Below are 22985 nucleotides of genomic sequence, written 5' to 3' on the forward strand. Positions count from 1 at the left end.
TCGATCCCTATTCCAGAAGGACGATTGCATGACCGATACGATTGAACGCGCGGCGAAAGCGGGCAACGATGCCCGCCCGATAAAGCTTGCCTGCCGCAATGTCTGGAAGCTGTTCGGGGCGGACGCGGCCAATTTCATCCGCCGGCGCGACGGCAAGGCCAGCCTGGCGGACATCGCCGCTGCCGGACTGGTTGGCGCGGTGCGCGCCGTCGATCTCGAAATCCGGCAAGGCGAGATCTTCATCATCATGGGACTTTCGGGATCCGGCAAGTCGACGCTGGTGCGCTGCATGTCGCGGCTGATCGAGCCGACCCACGGCAAGGTCGAGTTTGAAGGCAAGGACCTGCTCAAGATTTCCGATGCCGCGCTGATCGAGCTGCGACGCCACCGCATGGGCATGGTGTTCCAGAATTTTGCCCTGCTGCCGCATCTCAACGTACTGGAGAACATCGCCTTTCCCTTGGGCATCCAGGGGCAGGACCGGCCGACGCGCGAAAAGCGGGCTCGCGAGGTCATCGAGTTGGTCGGCCTGCGCGGCCGCGAGCATTTCTATCCACGCGAGCTTTCCGGCGGCCAGCAGCAGCGTGTCGGCATCGCCCGCAGCCTCGCCACCAAGCCGGAAATCTGGTTCCTCGACGAGCCATTCTCGGCGCTCGATCCGCTGATCCGCCGTGAGATGCAGGACGAGCTGATGCGGCTGCAGACCATGCTGCACAAGACCATCGTCTTCATCACCCATGATTTCGACGAGGCCATCCGGCTGGCCGACCGGATCGCCATCATGAAGGACGGCGAGGTCATCCAGATCGGCACGCCGGAAGAGCTGGTGGTCAACCCGGCGACGGATTATGTCGCCGAATTCACCCGCGACGTCGACCGCGCCAAGGTGATCTCGGCCAAGAGCCTGATGCGCGCCTGCGACGCCGCTGAACATGGCGGCACGGTCGCGCCGGATGCCAAGATCGCCAGTTTCTCGGCAGATATCGTCTCTGCCGGCAAGCCCTTCGCGGTGGTCAACGGCACCGGCAAGCCGATCGGCGAGGTAACGCCGCAGGCGGTGATCGATCTTCTCGCTGGCATCGAACGTCCCGGAGCCGGCGCATGACGGTCACGGCAAGCGCGAGCGCAGCGAGGCCGCGGCAGGGTCAGACCTGGCTGGTGATCTGGGCCTGCGCGCTCGCCGCCGTGCTTGTTGTCTTCCTGCTGCAGGAAAGCCTGCCCTGGACGGTCAATTACCCAGCCAATGCCGTCATTCCCGTCGCCGACTGGGTCAGCGCGCTGATGAACTGGGTGAAGTCGAATTTCTCCTGGCTGACGCGCTCGATCACCGCCGTGCTCGGCGTGCCGCTCGATTTCGCGCTCAATCTTCTCGCCAAAAATTTCAAGATCGGCCATGGCGCGGATATGATCGTCTTGCCGCGCCTGTCCTGGCTCGGCGTCTGCGCTGCCGCCTACCTTGCCGGCCGCGCCGCCGGCGGCTGGAAGCTGGGTGCGCTGGTCGGCGGGTGTTTTCTCTACATCGCGCTGTTCGGGCAGTGGACCAGCGCCATGCTGACGCTGGGCCTGATCTCGATCGCTGTGCCGTTTTGCATTGTCACCGGGCTGTTCGCCGGCATCTGGGCATGGCGCAAGCCTTGGGCAGAAAGGCTATTGATCTCCCCTGCCCTCGATCTGATGCAGACGATCCCAACCTTCGCCTATCTCATCCCGATGCTGCTTTTGTTCGGCAACAGCCCGGTCTCGGCAATGATCGCGACGGCAATCTTCGCGACACCGCCAATGGTGCGGGCGACGATGCTGGGCCTGTCGCGGGTGCCGTCGGAGATCGACGATTTCAGCGAGATGGCCGGCTGCACGGCACGGCAGAAGCTGTGGCGGGTGCTGTTGCCGTCGGCGCGGCCGACGCTGATGGTCGGCGTCAACCAGGTTATCATGCTGGCGCTCAATATGGTGATCATCGCCTCGATGATCGGCGCCGGCGGCCTCGGCTATGATGTGCTTTTGGCGCTGCGCGCGCTCAAGGTCGGCGAGGCGATGGAGGCAGACCTCGCCATCGTCGCACTGGCAATTGCGCTCGACCGGCTGAGCCAGGCGATCGCGCACAATCACGCCAAGGGCAATGTCCGCCATCAGCCCGGCACCAGCTTCTGGCGGCGCTATCCCAACCTGACGCTGGCCGTCGCCATCCTCGCCGTCACCACGCTGCTCAGCCTGTTCGTGCCGGCCTTCGCCGCGGTGCCGAAGGCGATCACCTTCACCACCGCACCTTTGTGGAAGGCGGCGGTGAACTGGATCACGATCAACTTCTTCGACACGATCGAGGCGTTCCGCGTGGCGCTGATCCTCAATGTGCTGAACCCGGTGCGCGCCTTCTGCGAGGGCTTTCCGTGGCTGGGCGCGGTTTGTCTCCTCGGCCTTGCCGGATACCAGCTCGGCGGCTTGCGCCTCGCCGCCCTGGTCGCGGCATTGACAGCGTTCTGCGCCGTCACCGGCCTTTGGGAAAAGACCATGGCGACGGTCTACCTGTGCGGCATCTCGGCCTTTATCGCTTGCCTGATCGGCATCCCTATCGGGCTGATGGCATCGCGCAGCGACCGCTTCGAAAAGATCGTGACGCCGGTCATCGACACGCTGCAGGTGCTGCCGTCGTTCTGCTTCATCATTCCGGTGGTGATGCTGTTCAGAGTCGGCGACGTCACCGCGATGATCGCCACCGTCGCCTTCGCCGTGGTGCCGGCCATCCGCTACACCAATCACGGGATCCGGCAGGTGCCGCCGGCGCTGATCGAGGCGGCGAAGGTTTCCGGCTGCACCAAGCGCCAGACCTTCTTTCGCGTGCAGCTGCCGCTGGCGTTGCCGGAGATCATGCTCGGCGTCAACCAGACTATCCTGATGGCGCTGGCAATGATCATCATCTGCGCCATGGTCGGCACCCGCGATCTCGGCCAGGAAGTGTTCATCGCCCTGTCCAAGGCCGATTCTGGCCGCGGCATCGTCGCCGGCCTGGCCATCGCCTTCATCGGCATCGTCGCCGACCGGCTGTTCAATGCATGGACGGCCAAGGCGAGAGCGAGGCTGGGATAGCCGGGAATAGGACGGCCACAGGAAGCTGCCGCTAATGGCGCCCCGGTGACGAGTTACCGATCCCTACGCCTAACGACATAGCCCTTCGGGATTATTGCTCGCTCTTGGCTCACATCGTACGGCTGTGATGGGACGGGTAGGCTCAACAGGAGAGCGGATAATGTCTAAACGCGTTCCCTTTACTACCGGTGATCTAGCAGATCATCAGTGGGGTATCGATGACGCCCTCACAGGCGATCCAAACACGAATATCTTGACCGGCGACGCCGGCGGCAGCCTGCTCGATTTCTCGAGAGGCGGCAACGATACCTTTACGGAAACCGCACCGTCGACCTACACCTTCTACGGTGACGCGGCTCGGAGCTTGTTCAATTTTGCTCGGGGCGGTGACGACACCTTCACCACGGGGCTTTCGTCCACCACGACGACTGCCTATGGTGACGCGGGCGACGATATGTCGGACCACAGCAAGGGCGGCAACGATACCTTCAACAGTGGATTGGCAAGGCAGGTAGTCGATACCTTCTATGGTGACGCCGGCGGCAACATGCTCGGCCATGCTCATGGGGGTGACGACACTTTCCTGACCCAAACCAAACAAGGAGCCGACCACACCTTCTACGGTGATGCAGGCGGCGAGATGTCCGATCGCAGCAAGGGCGGCAACGACACCTTCGAGGGCTCGAAAGAAGCCAATAACATTTTCTACGGTGACGCCGGCAGCAACATGTCCGGCAATGCGCGGGGCGGCGACGATAGCTTCACGGGCAAGAGCGATTCATTCAACACTTTCTATGGCGATGCCGGCGGCGACATGTCGGACGACAGTAGGGGTGGCAACGATACCTTTACGGGCCGCTCCTTTTCCACCAACACTTTCTTCGGCGACGCCGGCGGCAACATGTCTGGCCATGCTCTGGGCGGCGACGACTATTACACAGACACGTTTGGGGATCTCGGGAGCAAAACTCTCTATGGCGATGCGGGCGGCGATCTTTCCGGTTTTGCCACGGGCGGCAACGACACCTTCACGAGCGTGGGTGGGTCCCGGGTAACGTTCTACGGTGACGCGGGCGGCAGTATGTTCGACCATGCGCTTGGGGGCGATGACGTGGCCGTGCTGCAAGGCACCGCCCATAATGTGGGGTATGGCGACGCCGTGACGATGCTCGGCAACGCTGTGGGCGGCAATGACACCCTGACCGGCGGGGACAAGAGCGCCTTTCCTGACGTTCTAAACGAGTTGTCCGGCGACGCGCGCGCTATGTCCGGCTCCGCCCAGGGCGGCAATGACATTCTTACCGGGGGCCAGAACAGCGAAAGCGGCCAAGTTCGCAACTTCCTGTGCGGCGACGCTCTGCAAATGTCCGGTTCGGCTCAGGGCGGCAACGATGTCCTGTACGCAGGGAGCGCGGCACCTGGCTGCACGGTCATCAATGACATGTGGGGGGATGGACAACTGAGCGAGTTGGCTCAGGGCGGCGCAGACCAATTCATATTCAAGGACGATGGTTCAATGACGGTCGGAACCCAAAACACCATCTACGACTTCAGCCAGACCCAAGGCGACACTATCGTGTTTAGTGGCGTGGAGGGCGTGCAATCGTTCGATGATCTCACAATTGCGCAAAGTGGAACCGACACCATTATTACCGCGGGAGTCGATCAAGTTACTCTCGCAAACTTTGCGAGCCCGCTGACAACGAGTGACTTTTGTTCGTCTGAAAGTGAAACCTTACCTGTTCGAAGTAGCTGGAATGCGGTGAGAGTTCGTTGAAGATGGTCGCGCGGCCGGTCGCCCCAATTCTGCTCGACCGGCCGATCGGCGATCCCAGCCGCAAGTATGGATCAAGCGGCCAGGAATCTCTCGGTCAATCGAGCCCAGAGCGCTGCGCCAACGGTCAAATTGCCGTCGTTGAAACCATATTTCGAGCTGTGAAGGATGGCTGAATCCTCGCCGTTGCCGAGGCGGAGGAAGCAACCGGGTTTGTGCTCGAGGAAATAGGAAAAGTCTTCGCTGCCGGGGATCAACGGGCAGACGGCCACCTTGTCGTGACCAACGAGTTCAACAGCGACGTCCGTCGCAAAGGACGTCTCGCTCTCGGAATTGACCACCACCGGGTAGCCGCGCTCGTAGTCGATCTCGACGGTTGCGCCATGCGCCTGCGCCACAAGTGCTGCGATACTGCGAATACGCTGCTCGAGCCTATCGCGAATCTCGACCGAGAAGGAGCGGACGCTGAGCGTGATCTCGGCCTGTTCGGGGATGACGTTGGAGGCCGTGCCGCCGTGAATGGTGCCGACGGTGACGACAGCCGTCTCGATCGGGTTGACGTTGCGCGACACCACCGTCTGGAGGGTCATGATGATGTTGGCGGCAGCGACGATCGGGTCGACCGTCAGGTGCGGACGCGAGGCGTGGCCGCCACGCCCGGCGATCTTGATGGTGACGGTATCGCTCGCTGCCATCAGCGGCCCCGCGCGCATCAGGAAGGAACCCGCCGGCGCGCCCGGATGGTTGTGCAGCCCGAAAATCGCATCGCAGGGAAAGCGCTCGAACAGGCCGTCGGCGATCATCGCCTGCGCCCCGCTTCCTTTGCCGGCTTCCTCGGCCGGCTGGAAGATGAGGTTCACCGTGCCGTTGAAATGGCGCGTGCGCGCCAGGTATTCGGCCGCGCCGAGCAGCATCGTGGTGTGGCCGTCATGGCCGCAGGCGTGCATCTTGCCGCTGGCTTGGCTGGCATAAGGGAGATTGGTCGCTTCGGTGATCGGCAAGGCGTCCATGTCGGCGCGGATGGCAATGCTGCGGCCGCTGCCTTGGCGCAAGCGGCCGACGACCCCGAGCCCGCCGACATTGCGTGTCACCTCATAGCCCCAGCTTTCGAGCCGTTCGGCAACGTATGCAGCCGTTTCGTGCTCCTGGAAGGAAAGCTCGGGATGCGCGTGCAGGTGCTGGCGAGCCGCAGCAAGCTCGGCGGCCTTGTCGGCGAAGTCGGAAACATCGGCGAACTGGTTGGAGGTCTTTGGCATGAGGGGTCCTTTGCCGAGCACGTAATGGCGCCGGCTTTTCTGTCAGATGAAACGGCTTAAAAAGGCCCGCGTGCGCGGGTGCCTGGGTTTGGCGAGAACCTCGTCCGGAGGCCCGGCCTCGATCACATTGCCGTCGTCCATGAACACCACCCGATCCGCCGCTTCGCGGGCGAAGTCGATCTCATGCGTGACCACGATCATGGTCAAGCCCTGCCTGGCAAGATCGCGCATGGTGGCGAGCACCTCGCCGACCAACTCCGGATCGAGCGCCGACGTCGGCTCGTCGAAGAGCATCAATTTCGGGCGGATGGCGAGCGCACGGGCGATGGCGACGCGCTGCTGCTGGCCGCCTGAAAGCTGGCGCGGATAGGCGTCGATCTTGTCGGCGAGACCGACACGGGTCAGCAGTTCGCGGGCGTAGCCGATCGCTTCCTTGCGGTTCTCCCGGTGAACGCCGACCGGAGCCTCGATGACGTTCTGAAGGGTCGTCATGTGTGGATAGAGATTGAACTGCTGGAACACCATGCCGATCTTGCGCCGCTGCGCCGCGATCGCCCGATCGGAGAGCTTGTCGAGACGGCCGTCGTGCAACCGGTAGCCGATCTGCTCGCCGTCCACCTCGATCGCCCCTTGGTCGATCGCCTCGAGATGATTGATGCATCGCAGGAAGGTCGACTTTCCGGAGCCGGACGGTCCGAGAACGACCACCACCTCGCCAGGCGCGACGTCCAGGTCGATGCCCTTCAGCACCTCGAGCGGGCCGAAGGCCTTGTGAACGTTGCGCGCCCGGACCAAGGGCGTGTCATGCGCGCTCATTGGCGGCCTCCAGGGTGGCGGTCGCCGTCTTCTCGCGGGCGCCGCGGTCGCCGCGGCTGTAATGGCGTTCGATCGCGCCCTGCGCGACATTGAGAACCGAGGTGATCAGCAGGTACCAGAGCACCGCAACCATCAGCAGCGGAATGATTTCGAAGGTGCGGTTGTAGATCGACTGCACGGAGTACAGCAGGTCGGCCATGGCGATGACGCTGACCAGCGACGTCGCCTTGATCATGCTGATCAGCTGATTGCCGGTCGGCGGCACGATCGAGCGCATCGCCTGCGGGATGATGATGCGCCGCAGGGCCCGCGCGCGGGTCATGCCGAAGGCTTCAGCCGTTTCGGCCTGCCCCTTGTCCACCGACAGCAGCCCACCACGAATGATCTCTGCCATATAGGCGGCCTCATTCAGCGCCAGACCGAGGATAGCGGCCGTCAAAGGCGTGATCAGGTCGTTGGTGTTCCAGCTCGCAAAACCGATGGAAATGCGCGGAAACAGCGTCGAAAGATTGTACCACAGGATGAGCTGCACCAGCAGCGGCGTTCCCCGGAAGAACCAGATGAACAGTCCGGATAGAAAAGATGCCAGCCTGTCTTTCGACATGCGCGCGATGGCGAGCAGCAGGCCGAGCACGATACCCAGGATCATCGCCACGACCGTCAGGCCGAGCGTTACGGAAAGCCCCTGCATGACCGTCGGATCGAAGAAATACTGGGCGACGACTGGCCAACCGAAATTCGGGTTGACCGCGACGATATAGGCGAAGCCGGCCGCCACGGCGACGGTGAACGCCCAGAGCACCAGCCGGACAAGCGGAAACGGCCGGTGGGCTCGCTTGACATCGCGCAGAGCGTCGTCGGGACGTCGCGGCACCTCGGACGCGTAGGCAGCGGTCGCGTCGGTCATGGCAGCCTCTACTGTCCCTGGTTGATGCCGGGCGCGTCGATCATGTTCTTCTCGAGACCCCACTTCTTCATCACCGCGGCGTAGGTGCCGTTCTTCATCAGGATCTTGAACGCGTCGAGTAGTACACCGCCCAGCGGCGAGCCCTTCTTGACGACGGCGCCTTGATAGATGTCCTTGAAGCCATTGGCCTGGCCGACACCTGAAAGTTCCAGTTGGCCCTTCGCCTGCTCGACGAAATAGGTCAGTGGCGCCTGCGAGGAGAAGAATGCGTCGGAGCGCTTCGACCGGACGGCCAGTATCGAGCTCGGCTGGTCGGTGAAGGATTGCACCTCGACGGCCGGCTTGCCGCCCTCGGTGCATTTCTGCGCCTGCTGCTTGATGACCTTTTCGGCTGAGCCACCCGACATCACGGCGATGCGCTTGCCGCACGCCGTGTCGAGCGAGGTGATGCCTTGCGGATTGCCCTTCTCGACGGCGAAGACGACATATTCGCGCACCCAATCGATGAAGTCGTTGGATTTCTGGCGGTCGGGATAGTCGCCGACAGGTCCCATCGCGAACTGATAACGGCCGGCATTGATGCCGCTCAGCAAGGCCGGCAAGCCGGCGACCGAGGCGTGATCGACTTCGACACCGAGCAGCTGGCCGATGGCGTCGGAAATGTCCCTGGTTGCCCCGGTCAGTTCGGTGCCGGTGACGATCTCATAGGGCGGGAACGAGCCGTTGTTGACGGCCGTGATCTTTCCCGCCGTGCGGATCTCTTCCGGCAGCCGGGCCCGCAAATCTTCGTTCACCGATTGCTTCTGGATATCCTGGGCGAAGCTGGCCTGCGCCAGAATGGCGACGAGCGAGGCGAATATGAAGCTGATTGTCCTCATGGCATTCTCCTTCGTGTTCTTCGTTGCGCGTTGTCAGGCTGCGGTGGCCCGCGACCTGGCGTCGAAAGGAAACAAGGCTTCGGCGGAAATCGGTTCCGTCAGAATGCCCTGGGCATGTAGCTCGGTGACGAAATCCTCGATCATGCGCCGGTTGGCGGGCAGGCCGCTGGCGTTCCAGGAGGCAGGCAGGTCGCGCCCCGCATGAAGCAGCTCCTCGAGGATCCAGGGCGAGGTATCGGCATATTTTCGGCGCTTGCCCGTCCAGACGCGCTGGCTTTCGTCGATCAGCCTGGCGAGTTCCTGCGGCAGCCAGGGGTGCTCCCTGGCCAGGACGGCCTTGACGGCGACCAGATGCATGCCCGGGACATAACCGACGTCGGCGAAATAGGCGCGTTCGGCCGCGCGAAAATCGCGCAGCACTTGCCGGAAGCCGGAAGCCGGGCCGAAAAAGCCGTCCGGCATGAAGGGTGTGAAAACGGCGTCGAGCTCGCCTTGCGCCAGCAGCTCCATCATCGGGCGCTCGCCTGGCGCTGCTTCGATGCGACCCGGCCTGCCGAATCCGTCGAGGCGGTCGGCGACCGGGTGCTCGGATGTCAGCCTGCCGGCAAACCAGTAGGCGTCCTCGACACCGACGCCTTCGCGGCGAAGTGCTGCCCGCGTCCACGTATTGCCGGAATCGCGCCAGCCGGTCACGCCGATGCGTTTGCCCGCAAGGTCGGAGAGCCGTTCCAGCGGACTGTCCTCGACCGTGATGATGCAGCGGTGGCGGAAGCCGCGCATGATGAAGCACGGTATTCCAACCACCGTATCGACGCCCGACGCCATGGCCGACACATAACGGCTGAATGAGACCTCCGCCGCATCGTAGTTCGGATCGGTGCCGAGATCCGGGATCAGCGTGGCGACACGGTCGACCTTCACCGACAGGCGGCTCGAAGTGACGTCACCCAGGACCAAGGGAGTGAGGTAGTCCCAATCGCGGGTGGCTATGGTGATGGAGACGGGCGTGGTGGAGGCGGGCATCGGCATGAACTTCAAAGCTATGTTTGACCGGCGATTGGTAAATGTTTATTTTTGGCCGATCAAATGTTATTATGTTACTGAACATTCACACTGACAGTCGTTGATTCGATGGATTTCGATGCAGGATGGTTCGCTGAACGCCTCGGTGACCGCACGACGCGCGGCATCGCGCGCGAGACCAGTGCGCTGATCAGAAGCGGCGCGCTGCCTGTCGGCGCAAAGCTTCCGCCGGTGCGCGATCTTGCCTATGTGCTCGGCGTCAGCCCGGCGACGGTCTCGCAGGCGTGGAGCGAGCTGCGGCGCTACAAGATCATCGGCGGCCGCGGGCGCAACGGCACCTGGATCATGGGCAACCGCTTTGCCGCCCGGCCCGAGCGCCACATGAGCGGCGGCAATTACGGTGCGGACATTCTGAACCTGGCGATCGCGGAGCCCGATGTGAAGCTCTTGCCGCCGCTCGACATCGCGCTGGCGCATGGCGCGCGCGCCGAAAAGCTCAACAGCTACGACCGGGTGCGCATCCTGCCCGAGCTGGAGGCCGCGGTGCGCCCGTCATGGCCGTACGATCCCGGCGCGTTCCTGGCCACCAATGGCGGTTACAACGCCATCTATACCTTGCTGCATGCGCTGGTCCCGACGGGGGCGCCGGTGGCCATCGAGAATCCGACGGCGCTTCGCCTGCTCGACATCCTCGAAGATCTCGACGTGCCGATCATCCCGGTGGACTGCGACAGTGACGGCCCCTTGCCCGACGCGCTCGCCAACGCTCTGCGGCAGCGGCCGGTCGCGTTCCTGTTCCAGCCGCGCGTCCATTCGGTGACCGGCGCCTGCATGTCGTCGGCGCGGCTGGAAGTCATCGGCGACCTGCTCGCCGGCACCGACGTGCTGATTGTCGAAGATGACGGCGTTGGCGATATTGCCGATGCGCCGCGCATTTCGCTTGGCCGGCGTTTTCCCGATCGCGTCGTCCACATCCTGTCCTATTCCAAGACCCATGGCCCGGACCTGCGGCTCGCCGTGCTGTCCGGATCGGCGACGATCGTCGAACAGATCCAGTCCTATCGCAGCTTCAGCTCGGGATGGACCAGCCGTATCCTGCAGGCGGCCACCGCCTGGCTGCTGCAAGACCCGGCCACGGCTGTCTTGGTCGAGCAGGCGAAGGAGGTGTATCGCCGCCGCCGCGAACGGCTCGCCGGCGAACTGGCGAAACGCGATGTCGCGATCGACGCCGGATATGGTCTCAGCGTCCTCATTCCGGTTGCTTCGGAACCTTATGCGATGGTCACGCTGGCCGCGCACGGCATCGCGGTCCATGCCGGCGCGAAGTTTTCGACCGGAAAAACGAACGCCGTCCGCGTCGCGACCAGCATCCTGGACGAGGAGCACCTCGAACACGTCGCAAATTCCCTGGCGCTGGCAGCCGACCCGGCGCGGGACGTTGTGTGAGGCAAGGCAATCGTCGTTCGGACTTGCCTACTCCGCCGCCACGCCCTTCACTTCGAGATAGCTCTCCATCGAATCGTCCATCGCCTGCAGCCAGGGCTTATGGTGCAGCGGCGCCATCGTGCCGGTCATCAGCGAGCGGTAGGCGTGGTCGCGGAAGCCCATAATGTCTTCCGCCTTGTGGTGCTCCCACTCCATGAAGGTCTGATTGACGGCCTCGACGTCGAAGCCGGGATAGTCGGTCTGCTCCATCAGCTCCCTGGTGTAGTCGCCCTGGAACCAGATCATCTGCTCGGCGTCTTCCAGTGCCTTCTCACGTGCCCGCCATTTGCTGCCGTGCTCGGCCATCGCTTCGGCCGACGGCAGCTTGATGCGGCCCATGATGACGTCGCGGGCGAACCAGGCCTGGGCGTCGAACATGTTGAAGGTGTAGAACTGGTCCTGCATGCCGATATAGGACAGCTTCGGGTTTTTCTCCCAGACGACGCCCTCGTAGAGCCCGTCCGGCCACATGCGGTTGGCGGTCTTGAGCTTCAAATCCTCGGTGAGGAATGGGAAGGAGTGGAGATAGCCGGTGCACAGGATGATGGCGTCGACGTCTTTGGTGCTGCCGTCCTTGAAATGCGCGGTCTTGCCGACGACCTTCTGCAGTAGCGGCACTTCCTTCCAGTTCTCCGGCCATTTGAATCCCATCGGCTTCGAGCGGTAGCTCGAGGTGATCGATTTGGCGCCGTATTTGTAGCATTGCGAGCCGATGTCCTCGGCCGAATAGGAGCGGCCGATGATCAAAATGTCCTTGCCCTTGAATTCCATGGCGTCGCGGAAATCGTGGCTGTGCAGGATACGGCCGTTGAAGGTCGAGAAGCCCTCGAAATAGGGAACGTTGGGCACGGAGAAATGCCCCGAGGCGACGACGACATTGTCGAATTCTTCCGAATAGGTGACGTCGTTGGTGCGGTCATGCGCGGTGACGGTGAACTTCTTCGTCGCGTCGGAAAAGGTGACCATGCGCACCGGGCTGTTGAAGCGCACCCATTGGCGCACGCCGGATTTTTCGACGCGGCCCTTGATGTAGTCCCACAGCACGGCACGCGGTGGATAGGAGCCAATCGGCCGGCCGAAATGCTCCTCGAACGTGTAGTCGGCAAATTCGAGGCATTCCTTCGGGCCGTTCGACCAGAGGTAACGGTACATCGAGCCATGCACGGGATCGCCATGCTCGTCGAGGCCGGTGCGCCAGGTATAGTTCCACAGGCCGCCCCAGTCGGACTGCTTTTCGAAGCAGACGATCTCGGGGATGTCGGCGCCCTTGTCGGCGGCCGACTTGAAGGCCCTGAGCTGGGCCATGCCGGACGGCCCGGCTCCGATGACGGCAACACGATCTTTCATTCCGGGCCTCCCGATCTCATTTCCCTAGCGAAACAAATTTCACTGACAGGACAGTAATTGCCCCTTCGATGCTGTCAACTGGCCTTGTCGCGAAACCCTCGTTTCGCCGATCTGGATTTTCCAAGCGACGCAGTACCTCGGGCGAAATCCAGACATTGCGCAATTCGACACGGGCGGCTTGCCGTAGCAGTTGCGCTTCTGTATCGGCACCGAATATGTTCACCGTGAGTGAAATGAATCGGCAAGGTCCGGGGTGGCGAAATGGCGAAAAAAGCGACCAGTCTGAAGCATGATGCCGGCGCCACCGCCGGCAAAGCCAAGCCGTCGGCCGGCGCAATCGATCCGCGCAAGATACGCGCGCCGCTCACCCAGAACCCGCACGCCATTCGCGATACCCGCGAAAAAGTGCTGGAAGTCGCGATTGGCCGCGAGGTGCGGGCATTCCGCAAGAAGCTCGGCATCACCGTCGCCGATCTGGCGGTTGCCACCGACATTTCGCTCGGCATGCTGTCGAAGATCGAGAACGGCATCACTTCGCCGTCGCTAACCACGTTGCAGGCGCTGTCACGGGCGCTCGGCGTTCCCGTCACCGCCTTTTTCCGCCGCTTCGAGGAGGAGCGCAGTGCCGTCTTCGTCAAGGCCGGCGAAGGGCTCGACGTCGAGCGCCGCGGCACGCGCGCCGGCCACCAGTACAATCTGCTCGGCCATATCGGTTCCAACACCAGCGGCGTCGTCGTCGAACCCTATCTGATCACACTGACCGAGGATTCCGACGTGTTTCCGACCTTCCAGCACGAAGGGATGGAATTCCTCTACATGCTGGAAGGCGAAGTCGTTTACCGGCACGGGAGCAATCTCTACCCTATGAAGCCCGGCGACAGCCTGTTCTTCGACGCCGATGCGCCGCACGGGCCGGAAGTGCTGACCGTTCTGCCGATGCGCTATTTGTCGATCATTTGCTACCCGCAGAGCGCGGGGTGAGCGGGAGGCAAGCGACCCCCTCACCCGGATTGCCAACCGAATTGTGAAGGACAATTCGGGGCAATCCGACCTCTCCCCGAGGGGAGAGGAGATTGGCAGCGCCGGCGCTAGCCTCTTCTCCCCAGCGGGGAGAAGGTGGCCGCGAAGCGGCCGGATGAGGGGACTTGCTTAATCCGGCCCAAACCCCGGCGACATCGCACTGCCGTCATCCAACTTCGACAGCCATTCGACCAGCGTCGCGCGGTAGCGCGTCAGGCCCTTGTAGTTGGCGAGCTCGTCGGGCAGGTCGCGGATGACGCGGTGCAGGCGCCGTGCCCATTTCGGCTGCGTCACCAGCTCGTCCATCTTGATCAGGTAGCAGCGGATCGGAAAGACGATCGCGTTCGAGCGCGGCAGTCGCCAGAAGCTCTGCAGCTCGACGCGCAGATGGACCTTGTCGCCGACATTTTCCGGCGTCACCGTGGCGCGGTCCGGGCCCCATTTGTGGTAGTTTTCCGGGCTGGTGTCGAGGCGCGGATTGATGGTCATCGTCCAGTTCAGCCGGCGTGCCGGCTTGCCCTGCTGGATGTTGGTGAGGAACTTCAGCGCCCGGACGAAGATGCCCTTCTCATGCGCCAGCGGCACCGGCGCGTGCCATTCGAAGAAGTTCATGCCGATGTCGAAATCGAGCGACCAGTCGGCCTGGGTGGTGACCATGCCGGCATCCATCCACAGATTGCCGTCGCGCTGGTCGAGGATGCAGAAATCGCCCTGGCTCTGACGCGTGATGTACTCCATTGGCCCATAGGGCAGCGTCGAGACGTCGCCGAAGGTGAAGCTGTCGTCGATGCCGAGCGGGCGGTTGATCCAGCGCCAGCGGTCGCCGTCGCGCGTCAGCGTGAAATGCTCGGGATAGCCGGAAGCCTGCTGCTCCATCAGCAGTTCGAGCAGGTCCCAGCCGGCCAGCGTCATGTGCGGCAGCGACTGGCAGCGCAGCGGGTCTTCGGCGAGCACCAAAGCACGGTCCTGCATTTCGGCGACATAGTGCTCGTCGACGTCGATCAAATTCTCCAGCACGCTGCCCTTCGGCCCGACGACATGCGGCTCGATATTGACCGCATACATGTAGCTGTCTTCATGGAACGGGAATGGAAACCGCCTGATGTGCTCCGGGCTGTTCCGGAAGGTGAAGTCGTCGCGAAAGGTTTCCTTGCGAAAGGTAATGCCCAAGCTCGCCTCCTATCTTTGCAGCACCAGCGACCTGCCCTCGAAGCGCGACACGCAGGGCATGATCTTGCAGCCCGAACGGTGGTCTTCCTCGCTCAGCCAGTGGTCGTTGTGGATGAATTTGCCGTCATGCGAAATGACGTTGGTCTCGCACTGGCCGCAGACGCCGCCGCGGCAGAGATAGGGCGGATCGACGCCGGCCGCCTCGATCGCCTCGAGCAGGCTCTGCTGCTCGTCGACACGGATGGTCTTGCCGCTGAGCGCCAGCGTCACGTCGAAGGGCGCGCCGGGTTGCGGTGCCGCGAAATGCTCGAAATGCACGGTCTCGGCAGGCCAGCCGAGGGCGGCGGCGCGGTCACGCACCCAGCCGATCATGCCGGACGGGCCACAGACATAGAGATGGGTGCCGAGCGGCTGCGACGACAGCAGCCGGTCGAGCTCGATGCGCTCGTCGCGATCGTCGTGATATAGCCTGATCCGGCGGTCGTAGCGCTCTCTCAGCAGATCGGCATAGGTGCCGAGCGAAGCGGTGCGGCAGGTGTAGTGCAACTCGAAATTGCCGCCCTCCGCCGCCAGCTGCGCGGTCTGCGCCATGAACGGGGTGATGCCGATGCCACCGGCCAGCATCAGATGCTTCCTGGCGCGCAGATCGAGCGAGAACAGGTTGACGGGGTAGCTGACCACCATCTCCGTGCCCGGCCTGACCTGCCGGTGCATGAACAGCGAGCCGCCGCGGCCGGCGTCGTCGCGGCGCACCGAGATGGTGTATTCGCGGGTGTCGAGCGGCGAGCCCATCAACGAATAGGGATTGAGCCTGGTCCGCTCGCCATCGCGCATCTCGACGACGACATGGGCGCCGCCGGAAAAGGTCGGCAAGAGCTGGCCGTCGCGCCTGCGGAAATGAAAGCGCGTGACCAGCTCGTTGACCGGGACGACATCGCTGACGACGACGTCGAGCTTGGTGGTGCCGGTGCTCATCGAAAGACCTCCTCGATCGGAGGAATTTCGCTGCGGTCCTCGGCGTTGATGCAGACGCCCTGAAAGGCGGCGAGCCGCCGCGAATAGTGATCGCGCACCAGAAGAAGCAGGCCGCAATGCGAACAGGTCGCCGGCTGCGTCGTCACGTTCTCGGTGATGCCCTTGCAGTGGACGCACTGCATGCGGCGCGCCAGCGAGCCGCGATGCTCGGTCTGGATCGAGATGTGGTCGATGCCGGCTTCGAGCGCCGCCTGCATGGCCTGGCCGATCAGCCCTTCGGTGCCGGCGAGATAGAGCCTGAGGCCCATATGCGCGTTGGCTAGCGTCTGCTTCAGCCGCGGCAGGGCGCTGGCGAAGGAATGACCGAGGTAGAACTGCGCCGGCTTCAGCGCTTCGAGCGTATCGACGTATTTGCCGTCGCGGCCGGGAATGAAGATGATGTGGGCGCCGCCGAAGAAGTCCGCCGGTGCCTTGGCGGCCAGATCGGCAATCGCCAGCGCTCCCTCTGCATCCGCTACGAAAAGATGATACTTGCCGGGCTGCGGAGACAGGGTTCCATAGACCGGCCGGCTGATGATGCTTTTCGCTGCCATACCCGCAGTATGCCTAGCCTTTCGCCGTGCGCTTGGTCTTCTTCGGATCGTCGAACGGAAGCGGCTCGGCGGTTGCGCTGATGGCGCCGCTCTTGTTGCGGATCTCGAGCCTGGTGCCTTGTACCGCGCAGTCGACGTCGAGCCGGGCGATGCCCATCGATTTTTTGACCAGCGGCGAATACATGGCGCAGGTCACCACGCCGACTTTTTTGCCGTCGCGATAGACTGGCGCGCCCTCGTCGGCCGGCTCCTTGCCTTCGAGCAGCACGCCGAAGATCTTGAAGCGCTCCTTGCCCTTGAGGCGATAATGCTCCTCGGCGCCGCGAAAGCCTGTCTTGCCGGGGCTGACGGTGAAATCGAGGCCGAGCTCCCACAGCGTGTCGCCGGGGCCTTCGTTCTCGAACGGGTATTTCTGCGAATTGTCGTAGGGGTAAAACAGCAGGTAGCTCTCGACGCGCAGCATGTCGAGCGTGGTGAAGCGGCACGGGATGATGCCGGCGCTCTTGCCCTCGTCGAGGATCCTGTCCCAGATCGTGCCGGCGTCCTGGCCACGGCAGAAGATCTCGTAGCCGCGCTCGCCGGTGTAGCCAGTGCGCGAGATCATCACCGGCAAGCCGAACAGCTGCGTTTGCATGTGATGGAAATAGTTGAGGTCGCGAATGCCCGGCACATGCTTTGCCAGATAGTCGACGGCGGTCGGGCCTTGCAGCGAAAGGTCGTGCAGATTGTCATCGAAGCGCAGCGACACGTCACGACCGACCGAAGCGCGCTGCAGCTCTTCATGGCCGGTGCCCGAGCCATGCACCACCATCCAGGAATTCGGGCCGGTGCGGTAGAGGATGCAGTCGTCGGTGAACTTGCCGGCCTCGTTCAGCATGCAGGCATAGGCCGACTTGCCGGGATAGATCTTTTCGACGTCGCGCGTCGTCGCCAGGTCGATCAGGTGCGAGGCGTGCGGCCCGGTGATGTGGGCCTTCTTCAAGCCGGACACGTCCATCAGGCCGGCCTTGGTGCGGATGGCGATATACTCTTCGTCGGCGTCCTTGTCGTAGGTCCACGCGGTGCCCATGCCGCTCCAGTCTTCGAGCTTCGAGCCGAGCGCGCGATGGCGGTCCGCAAGGGCCGAAAATCTCCAGGATGCCGTCATCCGCTGGTCCTCCGTTCGAAAAAACTTCTTGCTTTCCCCTGCTCCCTGGCGGGAGCGTTGCCCGAATATTGATCGCAAACGCCGAGAGCCTGCAATACCCGCAAGCAAATAATTTCATTGTCAGGCAAAATCAGGCTGGTCAAACAAACAGTTAACGTTGCGTAAAATCGTCTTGACAATTGCGGAGTTCGGCTTGAAGTTATGAAAAAAATTTCACTCTCTTGAAAGAGAGCGATGGAGGGGAACCGATGTCCGGCATGCAGCAGCGCATTGAAGCCCTGTACCGTTCCGACCTTCGTGGATCGGTGCTCCTGATCGTCTGTCTGTGGGCGACGATCCTCTTCGTCCTCTTCATGACATGGCCGTACATCCCCGACGCAGGCATCAAGCTAGTCGTCGCGGTCGCTGCCGCCGCGGTGCTGATCTTCAACACGGCCGCCATCCTGGCGATGGTCAACCACTACAAGGAAGACAAGGACTTCATCTATGGCCTCGACATCAAGAATGCCGACGCTTACCGCAACCGCAAGTCCTGAGGGGGAGACGCATGGCCCGCTACACACCGCCCGAACAGAGCAAGGCCGGACAGGTTTTCGATATCGCCGTCGTCGTGGTCGCGATTTTTGTCGCGCTGTGGCTGCCGCTGAAACTGGGGCTGGCAGGGGCGGCAAAATCCATCGACGCGCTCGACGCCAAGACGTGGGAAGCGCTCGGCCAGAACCCGACCATGGCCTCGATCTGGGAAAAGCTCGGCTACACGCCGGAAACCGCGCACGACATCATCCAGAACCGGTTCCACTACATCATCGACTGGCCGACGCTGATCATCATGGCCGCAGTGCTGATCGGCTATTTCATCTTTCTGTTCCGCGCATCGGACCGCGAATACCGCGACGTCATCAACGAAAAATTCGACGACAAATAAAACCGGGGAAGAATCGTCATGTGGGTGGCACTCTCTTACGCATGCTGGGGCATCTCGATCATGCTCGCGCTGTGGATGCTCTACGACTGGTTCAAGATCGACACGACATTTTCCGAAGACGTGCTGACCTCGTCCAGGGAAGGCGAACTTGAAGCCGTGTCCGAAAAACACCGGATCTGAGTAGGGGATTGAACGATGACGGTCACGCTTGAACCGGCAGTGCAAGTGCAAGGCGACAGGGTTTCGCTGCTCAGGGTGCTCGGCCCCGCCCATGTCTGGGCACTCGGCGTCGGCATTGTTCTGGTCGGAGAATTCACCGGCTGGAATTTCGCGGCGGACAAGGGCGGCGCGCTGGCGGCGCTGATCGTCTGCTGGATCGTCGGCCTGCTCTACACCTCGGTCGCCATGATCGATTCCGAAGTCACCTCAACGGTTGCCGCCGCCGGCGGCCAATATGCGCAGGCAAAGCACATTGTCGGGCCGCTGATGGCCTTCAACGTCGCGCTGTTCCTGGTCTTTGCCTACACCATGCTCGAAGTGTCGGACGCTATCCTGCTCGGCGACACGATCGTCGCCAAGGCCGGCGTCGAAGGCCTCAACCACAATTCCTTCATCGCCGCGACCATCGTCGTGCTGGCATGGCTGAACTATCGCGGCGTGCTGATGACGCTCAACGTAAACTTCGTCATCACCGCCATCGCCTATGTCTCGATCGTCATCCTGTTCTTCTCGGTCAGCCCGTGGACGCAAGGCGCCGTGCTCAAGCTGAACGAGCTGGTCACCCCCGGCAACGCCCTGCCCTATGGCTGGATCGGCGTCATCGCCGCCTTCCAGTTCGGCATCTGGTACTATCTCGGCATCGAGGGCACCACGCAGGCCGCCGAGGAAGTTCGCTCGCCGGCGCGCTCGCTGCCTTACGGCACGATGGCCGGCATGATTACGCTTTTGATCGCCGCCGCCATGACCTGGTATGTCTGCGCCTCGCTGATGCCCTGGGAATATCTCGGCATCACCTATTATCCGCTCTGGGACGCAGGCAAGCTGACCGGCAGCCCGCTGCTGGAGAACCTGTTGTTCATCGCGACGCTGCTTGCTGCACTTGCTTCGGCCAATGGCTGCATCAACGACGCCGCGCGCGCCTGGTTCTCGCTCGGCCGCGACCGCTATCTGCCGACCTGGTTCTCGGCGGTGCATCCGAAATACCGCACGCCCTATCGCTCGATCCTGTTCCTGCTGCCGATCGCGCTGGCCTTTGCCTTCATCGCCGACCTCAACCAGGCGATCACCTTCTCGATCCTGTCGGGCGTGCTGCAATACACCTTCATGAGCATCAACATCATCATGTTCAGGAAGAAGTGGCCGCTCGGCTCGATCCGCCGCGGCTACACCCATCCCTTCCATCCGCTGCCGGCGATCGTGCTGTTCTGCCTTTGCGTGGTCACCTTCTTTGCGATCTTCCTCGGCTTCGGCTCGCAGCTGATCGCCATGGTCGCCTTCTACTTCCTGATCTCGCTCTGGTTCCATTTCTACCGCTACAGATTCGTGCGCCGCGGTGCCCAGTTCACCATGCCGTGGCCGAAACCGCAGGGGTACTGACAGGAGTAAGGAGGCTCACCCCAAAACGCAATCGCATATGGGAAAGTGCCCCCTCACCCGGATTGCCAACCGAATTGCGAAGGGCAGTTCGGGGCAATCCGACCTCTCCCCAAGGGGAGAGGAGGTCGCCAGCGTTGATGCCAGCCTCTTCTCCCCAGCGGGGAGAAGGTGGCCGCGAAGCGGCCGGATGAGGGGGACTCCATACGCAATAGCCCTGCTCCAAAACGGGGCGGGCATTTGCGTGACGAGGTGCGTTAGGTGATCTCAGCATTGCTCGCCGGGGCGGTTGCCCTGGCTCTCGTCCTCCACATGACCTGGCTTGCGCGCGCCAACCGCAACAAGGCTTCGACCGCGCTTGCCGCCGACGAAGCGGGACTTCGCGAAATCATTCCCGACGTGGCCAACGTCTCGGACGGCACCGCCGGCGTCGTCACCTTCGCCGGCTCGTGGAACGGCCGGCGGGTGCAGGTACGGACCATCGTTGACACGCTGGCGATCAGGAAGCTGCCAGCGCGCTGGCTGAGCGTTTCGATCAACGAAAAAGTCGCGGTGCCAGGCACTTTCGACATGATGATGCGGCCAGGATCGCCGACGACTTTTTCCAATTTCGATCATCTCGACCATACACTGCCGAAGGCGGCGGGATTTCCAGCCGAAGCGGTGCTGCGGAGCGACCGCAAGGGCGTGCGCTTCCCTGACGCCATTATCGCCGACCACCTCGATGTCTTTGTCGAGGGGCGCGCCAAGGAATTGCTGATCACGCCGAACGGCGTGCGCATCGTCTGGCTGCTGGCCGAGGCCGAGCGGGCGCGCTATGGCGTGTTCCGGCAAGCCGAATTCGGCACGGTCAGGCTCGATCCGGCGCTGGTCGAGAGGCTGCTGTCGTCGGCGTCGGCACTGCGCGATGCCATCAATCAAAGCGAACGGCAAGCGGCATGAGCAGCCAGAGCACCACCTCCCCCGCGCCACCGAACCCGTATCTGGTTCTCGGCGCCGCGATCGTCTTGCCGGCGAGCGGGCATGTCGTGCTAGGCGTGCCGGTGCGCGGCCTGCAGTTCCTGTTTTTCATGGTGATCCTGGCCTGGGTCACCGCCAAGATCGCGCCGCCGGATGCCAGCTTCATCGGCCGGCATGCCGGCGGCTTCCTGATCTATGCCCTGTCGATCCTGGATGCCTACAAGATCGCCCGCGTCCGCCATGCCAAATGGGTTCACAATGGCGGCAAGCGCAGCGATAGTGCGGCCGGCAGCGCCTGAGCCGATATATAACGACAGGAAAATTTTTTTCATACTAATTGAATTCCCGGGACTCATTCGATACATCTCCAAGGAAACAAATCTCGGAGCCTGACATGTGCGGAATCGTCGGACTGTTTTTGAAGGACAAGTCGCTTGAGCCCCAGCTTGGCGCGATGCTGTCGGAGATGCTGATCTCGCTCAGCGATCGCGGTCCCGACAGCGCCGGCATCGCCATCTATGGCGCGTCTTCCAATGAAGCCAAGATCACCATCCAGTCGGCCAAGCCGGAGCGCGATTTCCGCGGCCTCGACGCCGACCTCGCCAAGGCGATCGGCGCGCCGGTGAGCTTGGCTGCGAAGTCGACGCATGCGGTGGTCAGGACGACGCCTGCCAAGATCGACGAAGCGCGCGAGGCGATCCAGGCGCTGCGCCCCGACATCCGCATCATGGGCGCCGGCGACGTCGTCGAGATCTACAAGGAAGTCGGCTTGCCGGAAGCGGTCGTCGATCGGTTCGGCGTCCGCGAGATGACCGGCACGCACGGCATCGGCCATACCCGCATGGCGACCGAATCGGCGGTGACGACGATGGGCGCGCATCCGTTCTCGACCGGCGCCGACCAGTGCCTGGTGCATAATGGCTCGCTGTCCAACCACAACAATGTCCGCCGCGAGCTGATCCGCGAAGGCATGACATTCGAGACCGAGAACGACACCGAAGTCGCGGCCGCCTATCTCTCCTCGCAGATGGCGCATGGCAAGAACCTCGGCGAGGCGCTGGAAGGCACGCTGAGCGACCTCGACGGCTTCTTCACCTTCGTCGTCGGCACCAAGAACGGCTTCGGCGTGGTGCGCGATCCGATCGCCTGCAAGCCCGCCGTGATGGCCGAAACCGACCAGTATGTCGCCTTCGGCTCGGAATATCGTGCGCTGACCAAACTGCCCGGCATAGACAATGCGAAGGTCTGGGAACCCGAGCCCGCAACCGTCTATTTCTGGGAGCATTGATCTTATGCCGGCAATTAACCTCTCCAAGGCCGCGCGCGAGCCGGGCCAGGCATCGAGGGTCTTCGACCTGGCCGAAATGTCGCTGCGGGAGCTCAACCAGGCGCTGCACGATCTGGCTCCCGGTTCGAACGAGACCGCCTGGGAGGTACTGCATCCGCGCGGCAGCCATTCGGTCGCCGTCGGCGTCGACCAGCCGGTCGCCATCGATGTCCGCGGCAGCGTCGGCTATTATTGCGGCGGCATGAACGACGGCGGCACCATCACCGTGCATGGTTCGGCCGGGCCCGGCGTTGGCGAAAACATGATGTCCGGCCAGATCGTCGTCAAAGGCGATGCCAGCCAGTATGCCGGCGCCACCGGCCGGGGCGGGCTGCTGGTCATCGAAGGCAATGCGTCGTCGCGCTGCGGAATTTCGATGAAAGGCATCGACATCGTCGTCCACGGCAATATCGGCCACATGTCGGCCTTCATGGCGCAATCCGGCAACCTCGTGGTGCTGGGCGATGCCGGCGATGCGCTCGGCGATTCCATCTACGAGGCGCGGCTCTTCGTGCGCGGCAAGGTCGAAAGCCTCGGCGCCGACTGCATCGCCAAGGAGATGCGGCCCGAACACCTGGAATTGCTGCAAAACCTGCTCGACCGTGCCGGCGTGACCGGAGTCAAGGCGGCGGAGTTCAAGCGCTACGGCTCGGCGCGCACGCTTTACAATTTCAATATCGACAACGCCGATGCGTATTGAGGCAG

Annotated in this window: 23 protein-coding genes; 13 read left to right on the forward strand and 10 right to left on the reverse strand. The window is 62.8% G+C overall.

Going from position 1 to position 22985, the window contains the following annotated elements:
- The first annotated feature begins 28 nt into the window (after positions 1–28).
- From NKH43_RS00170 to NKH43_RS00180, 3 genes are all read left to right on the forward strand, one after another.
- Complete coding sequence (locus NKH43_RS00170) at positions 29–1105, forward strand: quaternary amine ABC transporter ATP-binding protein (protein ID WP_352493990.1); 1077 nt, start codon at positions 29–31, stop codon at positions 1103–1105.
- On the forward strand, positions 1102–3084 hold the full coding sequence (locus NKH43_RS00175) for an ABC transporter permease (RefSeq protein ID WP_352855988.1): 1983 nt from the start codon (positions 1102–1104) through the stop codon (positions 3082–3084). Before NKH43_RS00170 ends, NKH43_RS00175 begins: the two co-directional genes overlap by 4 nt.
- A gap of 160 nt (positions 3085–3244) precedes the next feature.
- The gene (locus NKH43_RS00180) at positions 3245–4861 is read left to right on the forward strand and encodes a hypothetical protein (protein WP_352855991.1); all 1617 of its coding nucleotides are present in this window, start codon (positions 3245–3247) and stop codon (positions 4859–4861) included.
- A gap of 71 nt (positions 4862–4932) precedes the next feature.
- On the opposite strand, the gene NKH43_RS00185 is transcribed toward NKH43_RS00180, so the two are convergent.
- The 5 genes from NKH43_RS00185 to NKH43_RS00205 are packed head-to-tail and all read right to left on the reverse strand — an operon-like array spanning position 4933 to position 9738.
- On the reverse strand, positions 4933–6114 hold the full coding sequence (locus NKH43_RS00185; protein WP_352855993.1) for a M20 aminoacylase family protein: 1182 nt from the start codon (positions 6112–6114) through the stop codon (positions 4933–4935).
- 42 nt (positions 6115–6156) lie between these two features.
- Entirely contained in the window at positions 6157–6930 is a 774-nt protein-coding gene (locus NKH43_RS00190) for an amino acid ABC transporter ATP-binding protein (protein ID WP_352855995.1), read from the reverse strand.
- Positions 6917–7837: an amino acid ABC transporter permease gene (locus NKH43_RS00195; protein WP_352639048.1), complete on the reverse strand. Its 921-nt coding sequence runs from the start codon at positions 7835–7837 to the stop codon at positions 6917–6919. Before NKH43_RS00195 ends, NKH43_RS00190 begins: the two co-directional genes overlap by 14 nt.
- Before the next feature lie 8 nt (positions 7838–7845).
- On the reverse strand, positions 7846–8715 hold the full coding sequence (locus NKH43_RS00200) for an ABC transporter substrate-binding protein (protein ID WP_352593459.1): 870 nt from the start codon (positions 8713–8715) through the stop codon (positions 7846–7848).
- A 33-nt stretch (positions 8716–8748) separates the two neighbouring features.
- Positions 8749–9738, reverse strand: coding sequence for a substrate-binding domain-containing protein (locus NKH43_RS00205; protein ID WP_352855999.1), 990 nt, complete (start codon positions 9736–9738; stop codon positions 8749–8751).
- A gap of 108 nt (positions 9739–9846) precedes the next feature.
- Between NKH43_RS00205 and NKH43_RS00210 the strand changes: the two genes are divergently transcribed.
- Positions 9847–11184, forward strand: coding sequence for an aminotransferase-like domain-containing protein (locus NKH43_RS00210; RefSeq protein WP_352484112.1), 1338 nt, complete (start codon positions 9847–9849; stop codon positions 11182–11184).
- 27 nt (positions 11185–11211) lie between these two features.
- Here the strand turns inward: NKH43_RS00210 and NKH43_RS00215 are convergent, their stop codons facing one another.
- Positions 11212–12570: a trimethylamine monooxygenase gene (locus NKH43_RS00215; RefSeq protein WP_352856002.1), complete on the reverse strand. Its 1359-nt coding sequence runs from the start codon at positions 12568–12570 to the stop codon at positions 11212–11214.
- 261 nt (positions 12571–12831) lie between these two features.
- Here NKH43_RS00215 and NKH43_RS00220 point away from each other — a divergent pair, with 261 nt between their 5' ends.
- Positions 12832–13551, forward strand: coding sequence for a helix-turn-helix domain-containing protein (locus NKH43_RS00220; protein WP_352856004.1), 720 nt, complete (start codon positions 12832–12834; stop codon positions 13549–13551).
- Between the two features lie 168 nt (positions 13552–13719).
- Here the strand turns inward: NKH43_RS00220 and NKH43_RS00225 are convergent, their stop codons facing one another.
- The 4 genes from NKH43_RS00225 to NKH43_RS00240 are packed head-to-tail and all read right to left on the reverse strand — an operon-like array spanning position 13720 to position 17475.
- Positions 13720–14760, reverse strand: coding sequence for a heme-dependent oxidative N-demethylase family protein (locus NKH43_RS00225; protein ID WP_352845901.1), 1041 nt, complete (start codon positions 14758–14760; stop codon positions 13720–13722).
- Positions 14761–14769: 9 nt separating this feature from the next.
- The gene (locus NKH43_RS00230) at positions 14770–15735 is read right to left on the reverse strand and encodes a PDR/VanB family oxidoreductase (protein WP_352856007.1); all 966 of its coding nucleotides are present in this window, start codon (positions 15733–15735) and stop codon (positions 14770–14772) included.
- Entirely contained in the window at positions 15732–16328 is a 597-nt protein-coding gene (locus NKH43_RS00235; protein ID WP_352856009.1) for a dimethylamine monooxygenase subunit DmmA family protein, read from the reverse strand. Before NKH43_RS00235 ends, NKH43_RS00230 begins: the two co-directional genes overlap by 4 nt.
- Positions 16329–16341: 13 nt before the next feature.
- On the reverse strand, positions 16342–17475 hold the full coding sequence (locus NKH43_RS00240) for an aminomethyl transferase family protein (RefSeq protein ID WP_352856011.1): 1134 nt from the start codon (positions 17473–17475) through the stop codon (positions 16342–16344).
- A gap of 248 nt (positions 17476–17723) precedes the next feature.
- Between NKH43_RS00240 and NKH43_RS00245 the strand changes: the two genes are divergently transcribed.
- The 8 genes from NKH43_RS00245 to NKH43_RS00280 all read left to right on the forward strand — a co-directional run bounded on the left by NKH43_RS00245 (position 17724) and on the right by NKH43_RS00280 (position 22980).
- The gene (locus NKH43_RS00245; RefSeq protein WP_352856014.1) at positions 17724–18011 is read left to right on the forward strand and encodes a hypothetical protein; all 288 of its coding nucleotides are present in this window, start codon (positions 17724–17726) and stop codon (positions 18009–18011) included.
- An 11-nt stretch (positions 18012–18022) separates the two neighbouring features.
- The gene (locus NKH43_RS00250; RefSeq protein WP_023716770.1) at positions 18023–18400 is read left to right on the forward strand and encodes a hypothetical protein; all 378 of its coding nucleotides are present in this window, start codon (positions 18023–18025) and stop codon (positions 18398–18400) included.
- Between the two features lie 18 nt (positions 18401–18418).
- Entirely contained in the window at positions 18419–18580 is a 162-nt protein-coding gene (locus tag NKH43_RS00255) for a hypothetical protein (RefSeq protein WP_352856017.1), read from the forward strand.
- A 15-nt stretch (positions 18581–18595) separates the two neighbouring features.
- Positions 18596–19996, forward strand: a complete 1401-nt coding sequence (locus NKH43_RS00260; RefSeq protein WP_031193329.1) for an APC family permease — start codon at positions 18596–18598, stop codon at positions 19994–19996.
- Between the two features lie 309 nt (positions 19997–20305).
- Positions 20306–20935, forward strand: a complete 630-nt coding sequence (locus NKH43_RS00265; RefSeq protein WP_502906445.1) for a hypothetical protein — start codon at positions 20306–20308, stop codon at positions 20933–20935.
- On the forward strand, positions 20932–21252 hold the full coding sequence (locus tag NKH43_RS00270) for a hypothetical protein (protein WP_352484121.1): 321 nt from the start codon (positions 20932–20934) through the stop codon (positions 21250–21252). Before NKH43_RS00265 ends, NKH43_RS00270 begins: the two co-directional genes overlap by 4 nt.
- 95 nt (positions 21253–21347) lie before the next feature.
- Positions 21348–22241, forward strand: coding sequence for a class II glutamine amidotransferase (locus tag NKH43_RS00275; protein ID WP_023716765.1), 894 nt, complete (start codon positions 21348–21350; stop codon positions 22239–22241).
- A 4-nt stretch (positions 22242–22245) separates the two neighbouring features.
- Positions 22246–22980, forward strand: a complete 735-nt coding sequence (locus NKH43_RS00280; RefSeq protein ID WP_023716764.1) for a GltB/FmdC/FwdC-like GXGXG domain-containing protein — start codon at positions 22246–22248, stop codon at positions 22978–22980.
- The last annotated feature ends 5 nt before the right edge of the window (positions 22981–22985 follow it).

Source organism: Mesorhizobium sp. M1163 (assembly GCF_040318415.1).
Taxonomy (GTDB): domain Bacteria; phylum Pseudomonadota; class Alphaproteobacteria; order Rhizobiales; family Rhizobiaceae; genus Mesorhizobium.

Coding starts and splice junctions, on each gene's coding strand:
- NKH43_RS00170 (WP_352493990.1), top strand. CDS start 29: ATGACCGATACGATTGAACGCGCGGCGAAAGCGGGCAACGATGCCCGC.
- NKH43_RS00175 (WP_352855988.1), top strand. CDS start 1,102: ATGACGGTCACGGCAAGCGCGAGCGCAGCGAGGCCGCGGCAGGGTCAG.
- NKH43_RS00180 (WP_352855991.1), top strand. CDS start 3,245: ATGTCTAAACGCGTTCCCTTTACTACCGGTGATCTAGCAGATCATCAG.
- NKH43_RS00185 (WP_352855993.1), bottom strand. CDS start 6,114: ATGCCAAAGACCTCCAACCAGTTCGCCGATGTTTCCGACTTCGCCGAC.
- NKH43_RS00190 (WP_352855995.1), bottom strand. CDS start 6,930: ATGAGCGCGCATGACACGCCCTTGGTCCGGGCGCGCAACGTTCACAAG.
- NKH43_RS00195 (WP_352639048.1), bottom strand. CDS start 7,837: ATGACCGACGCGACCGCTGCCTACGCGTCCGAGGTGCCGCGACGTCCC.
- NKH43_RS00200 (WP_352593459.1), bottom strand. CDS start 8,715: ATGAGGACAATCAGCTTCATATTCGCCTCGCTCGTCGCCATTCTGGCG.
- NKH43_RS00205 (WP_352855999.1), bottom strand. CDS start 9,738: ATGCCCGCCTCCACCACGCCCGTCTCCATCACCATAGCCACCCGCGAT.
- NKH43_RS00210 (WP_352484112.1), top strand. CDS start 9,847: ATGGATTTCGATGCAGGATGGTTCGCTGAACGCCTCGGTGACCGCACG.
- NKH43_RS00215 (WP_352856002.1), bottom strand. CDS start 12,570: ATGAAAGATCGTGTTGCCGTCATCGGAGCCGGGCCGTCCGGCATGGCC.
- NKH43_RS00220 (WP_352856004.1), top strand. CDS start 12,832: ATGGCGAAAAAAGCGACCAGTCTGAAGCATGATGCCGGCGCCACCGCC.
- NKH43_RS00230 (WP_352856007.1), bottom strand. CDS start 15,735: ATGAGCACCGGCACCACCAAGCTCGACGTCGTCGTCAGCGATGTCGTC.
- NKH43_RS00235 (WP_352856009.1), bottom strand. CDS start 16,328: ATGGCAGCGAAAAGCATCATCAGCCGGCCGGTCTATGGAACCCTGTCT.
- NKH43_RS00240 (WP_352856011.1), bottom strand. CDS start 17,475: ATGACGGCATCCTGGAGATTTTCGGCCCTTGCGGACCGCCATCGCGCG.
- NKH43_RS00245 (WP_352856014.1), top strand. CDS start 17,724: ATGTCCGGCATGCAGCAGCGCATTGAAGCCCTGTACCGTTCCGACCTT.
- NKH43_RS00250 (WP_023716770.1), top strand. CDS start 18,023: ATGGCCCGCTACACACCGCCCGAACAGAGCAAGGCCGGACAGGTTTTC.
- NKH43_RS00255 (WP_352856017.1), top strand. CDS start 18,419: ATGTGGGTGGCACTCTCTTACGCATGCTGGGGCATCTCGATCATGCTC.
- NKH43_RS00260 (WP_031193329.1), top strand. CDS start 18,596: ATGACGGTCACGCTTGAACCGGCAGTGCAAGTGCAAGGCGACAGGGTT.
- NKH43_RS00265 (WP_502906445.1), top strand. CDS start 20,306: ATGACCTGGCTTGCGCGCGCCAACCGCAACAAGGCTTCGACCGCGCTT.
- NKH43_RS00270 (WP_352484121.1), top strand. CDS start 20,932: ATGAGCAGCCAGAGCACCACCTCCCCCGCGCCACCGAACCCGTATCTG.
- NKH43_RS00275 (WP_023716765.1), top strand. CDS start 21,348: ATGTGCGGAATCGTCGGACTGTTTTTGAAGGACAAGTCGCTTGAGCCC.
- NKH43_RS00280 (WP_023716764.1), top strand. CDS start 22,246: ATGCCGGCAATTAACCTCTCCAAGGCCGCGCGCGAGCCGGGCCAGGCA.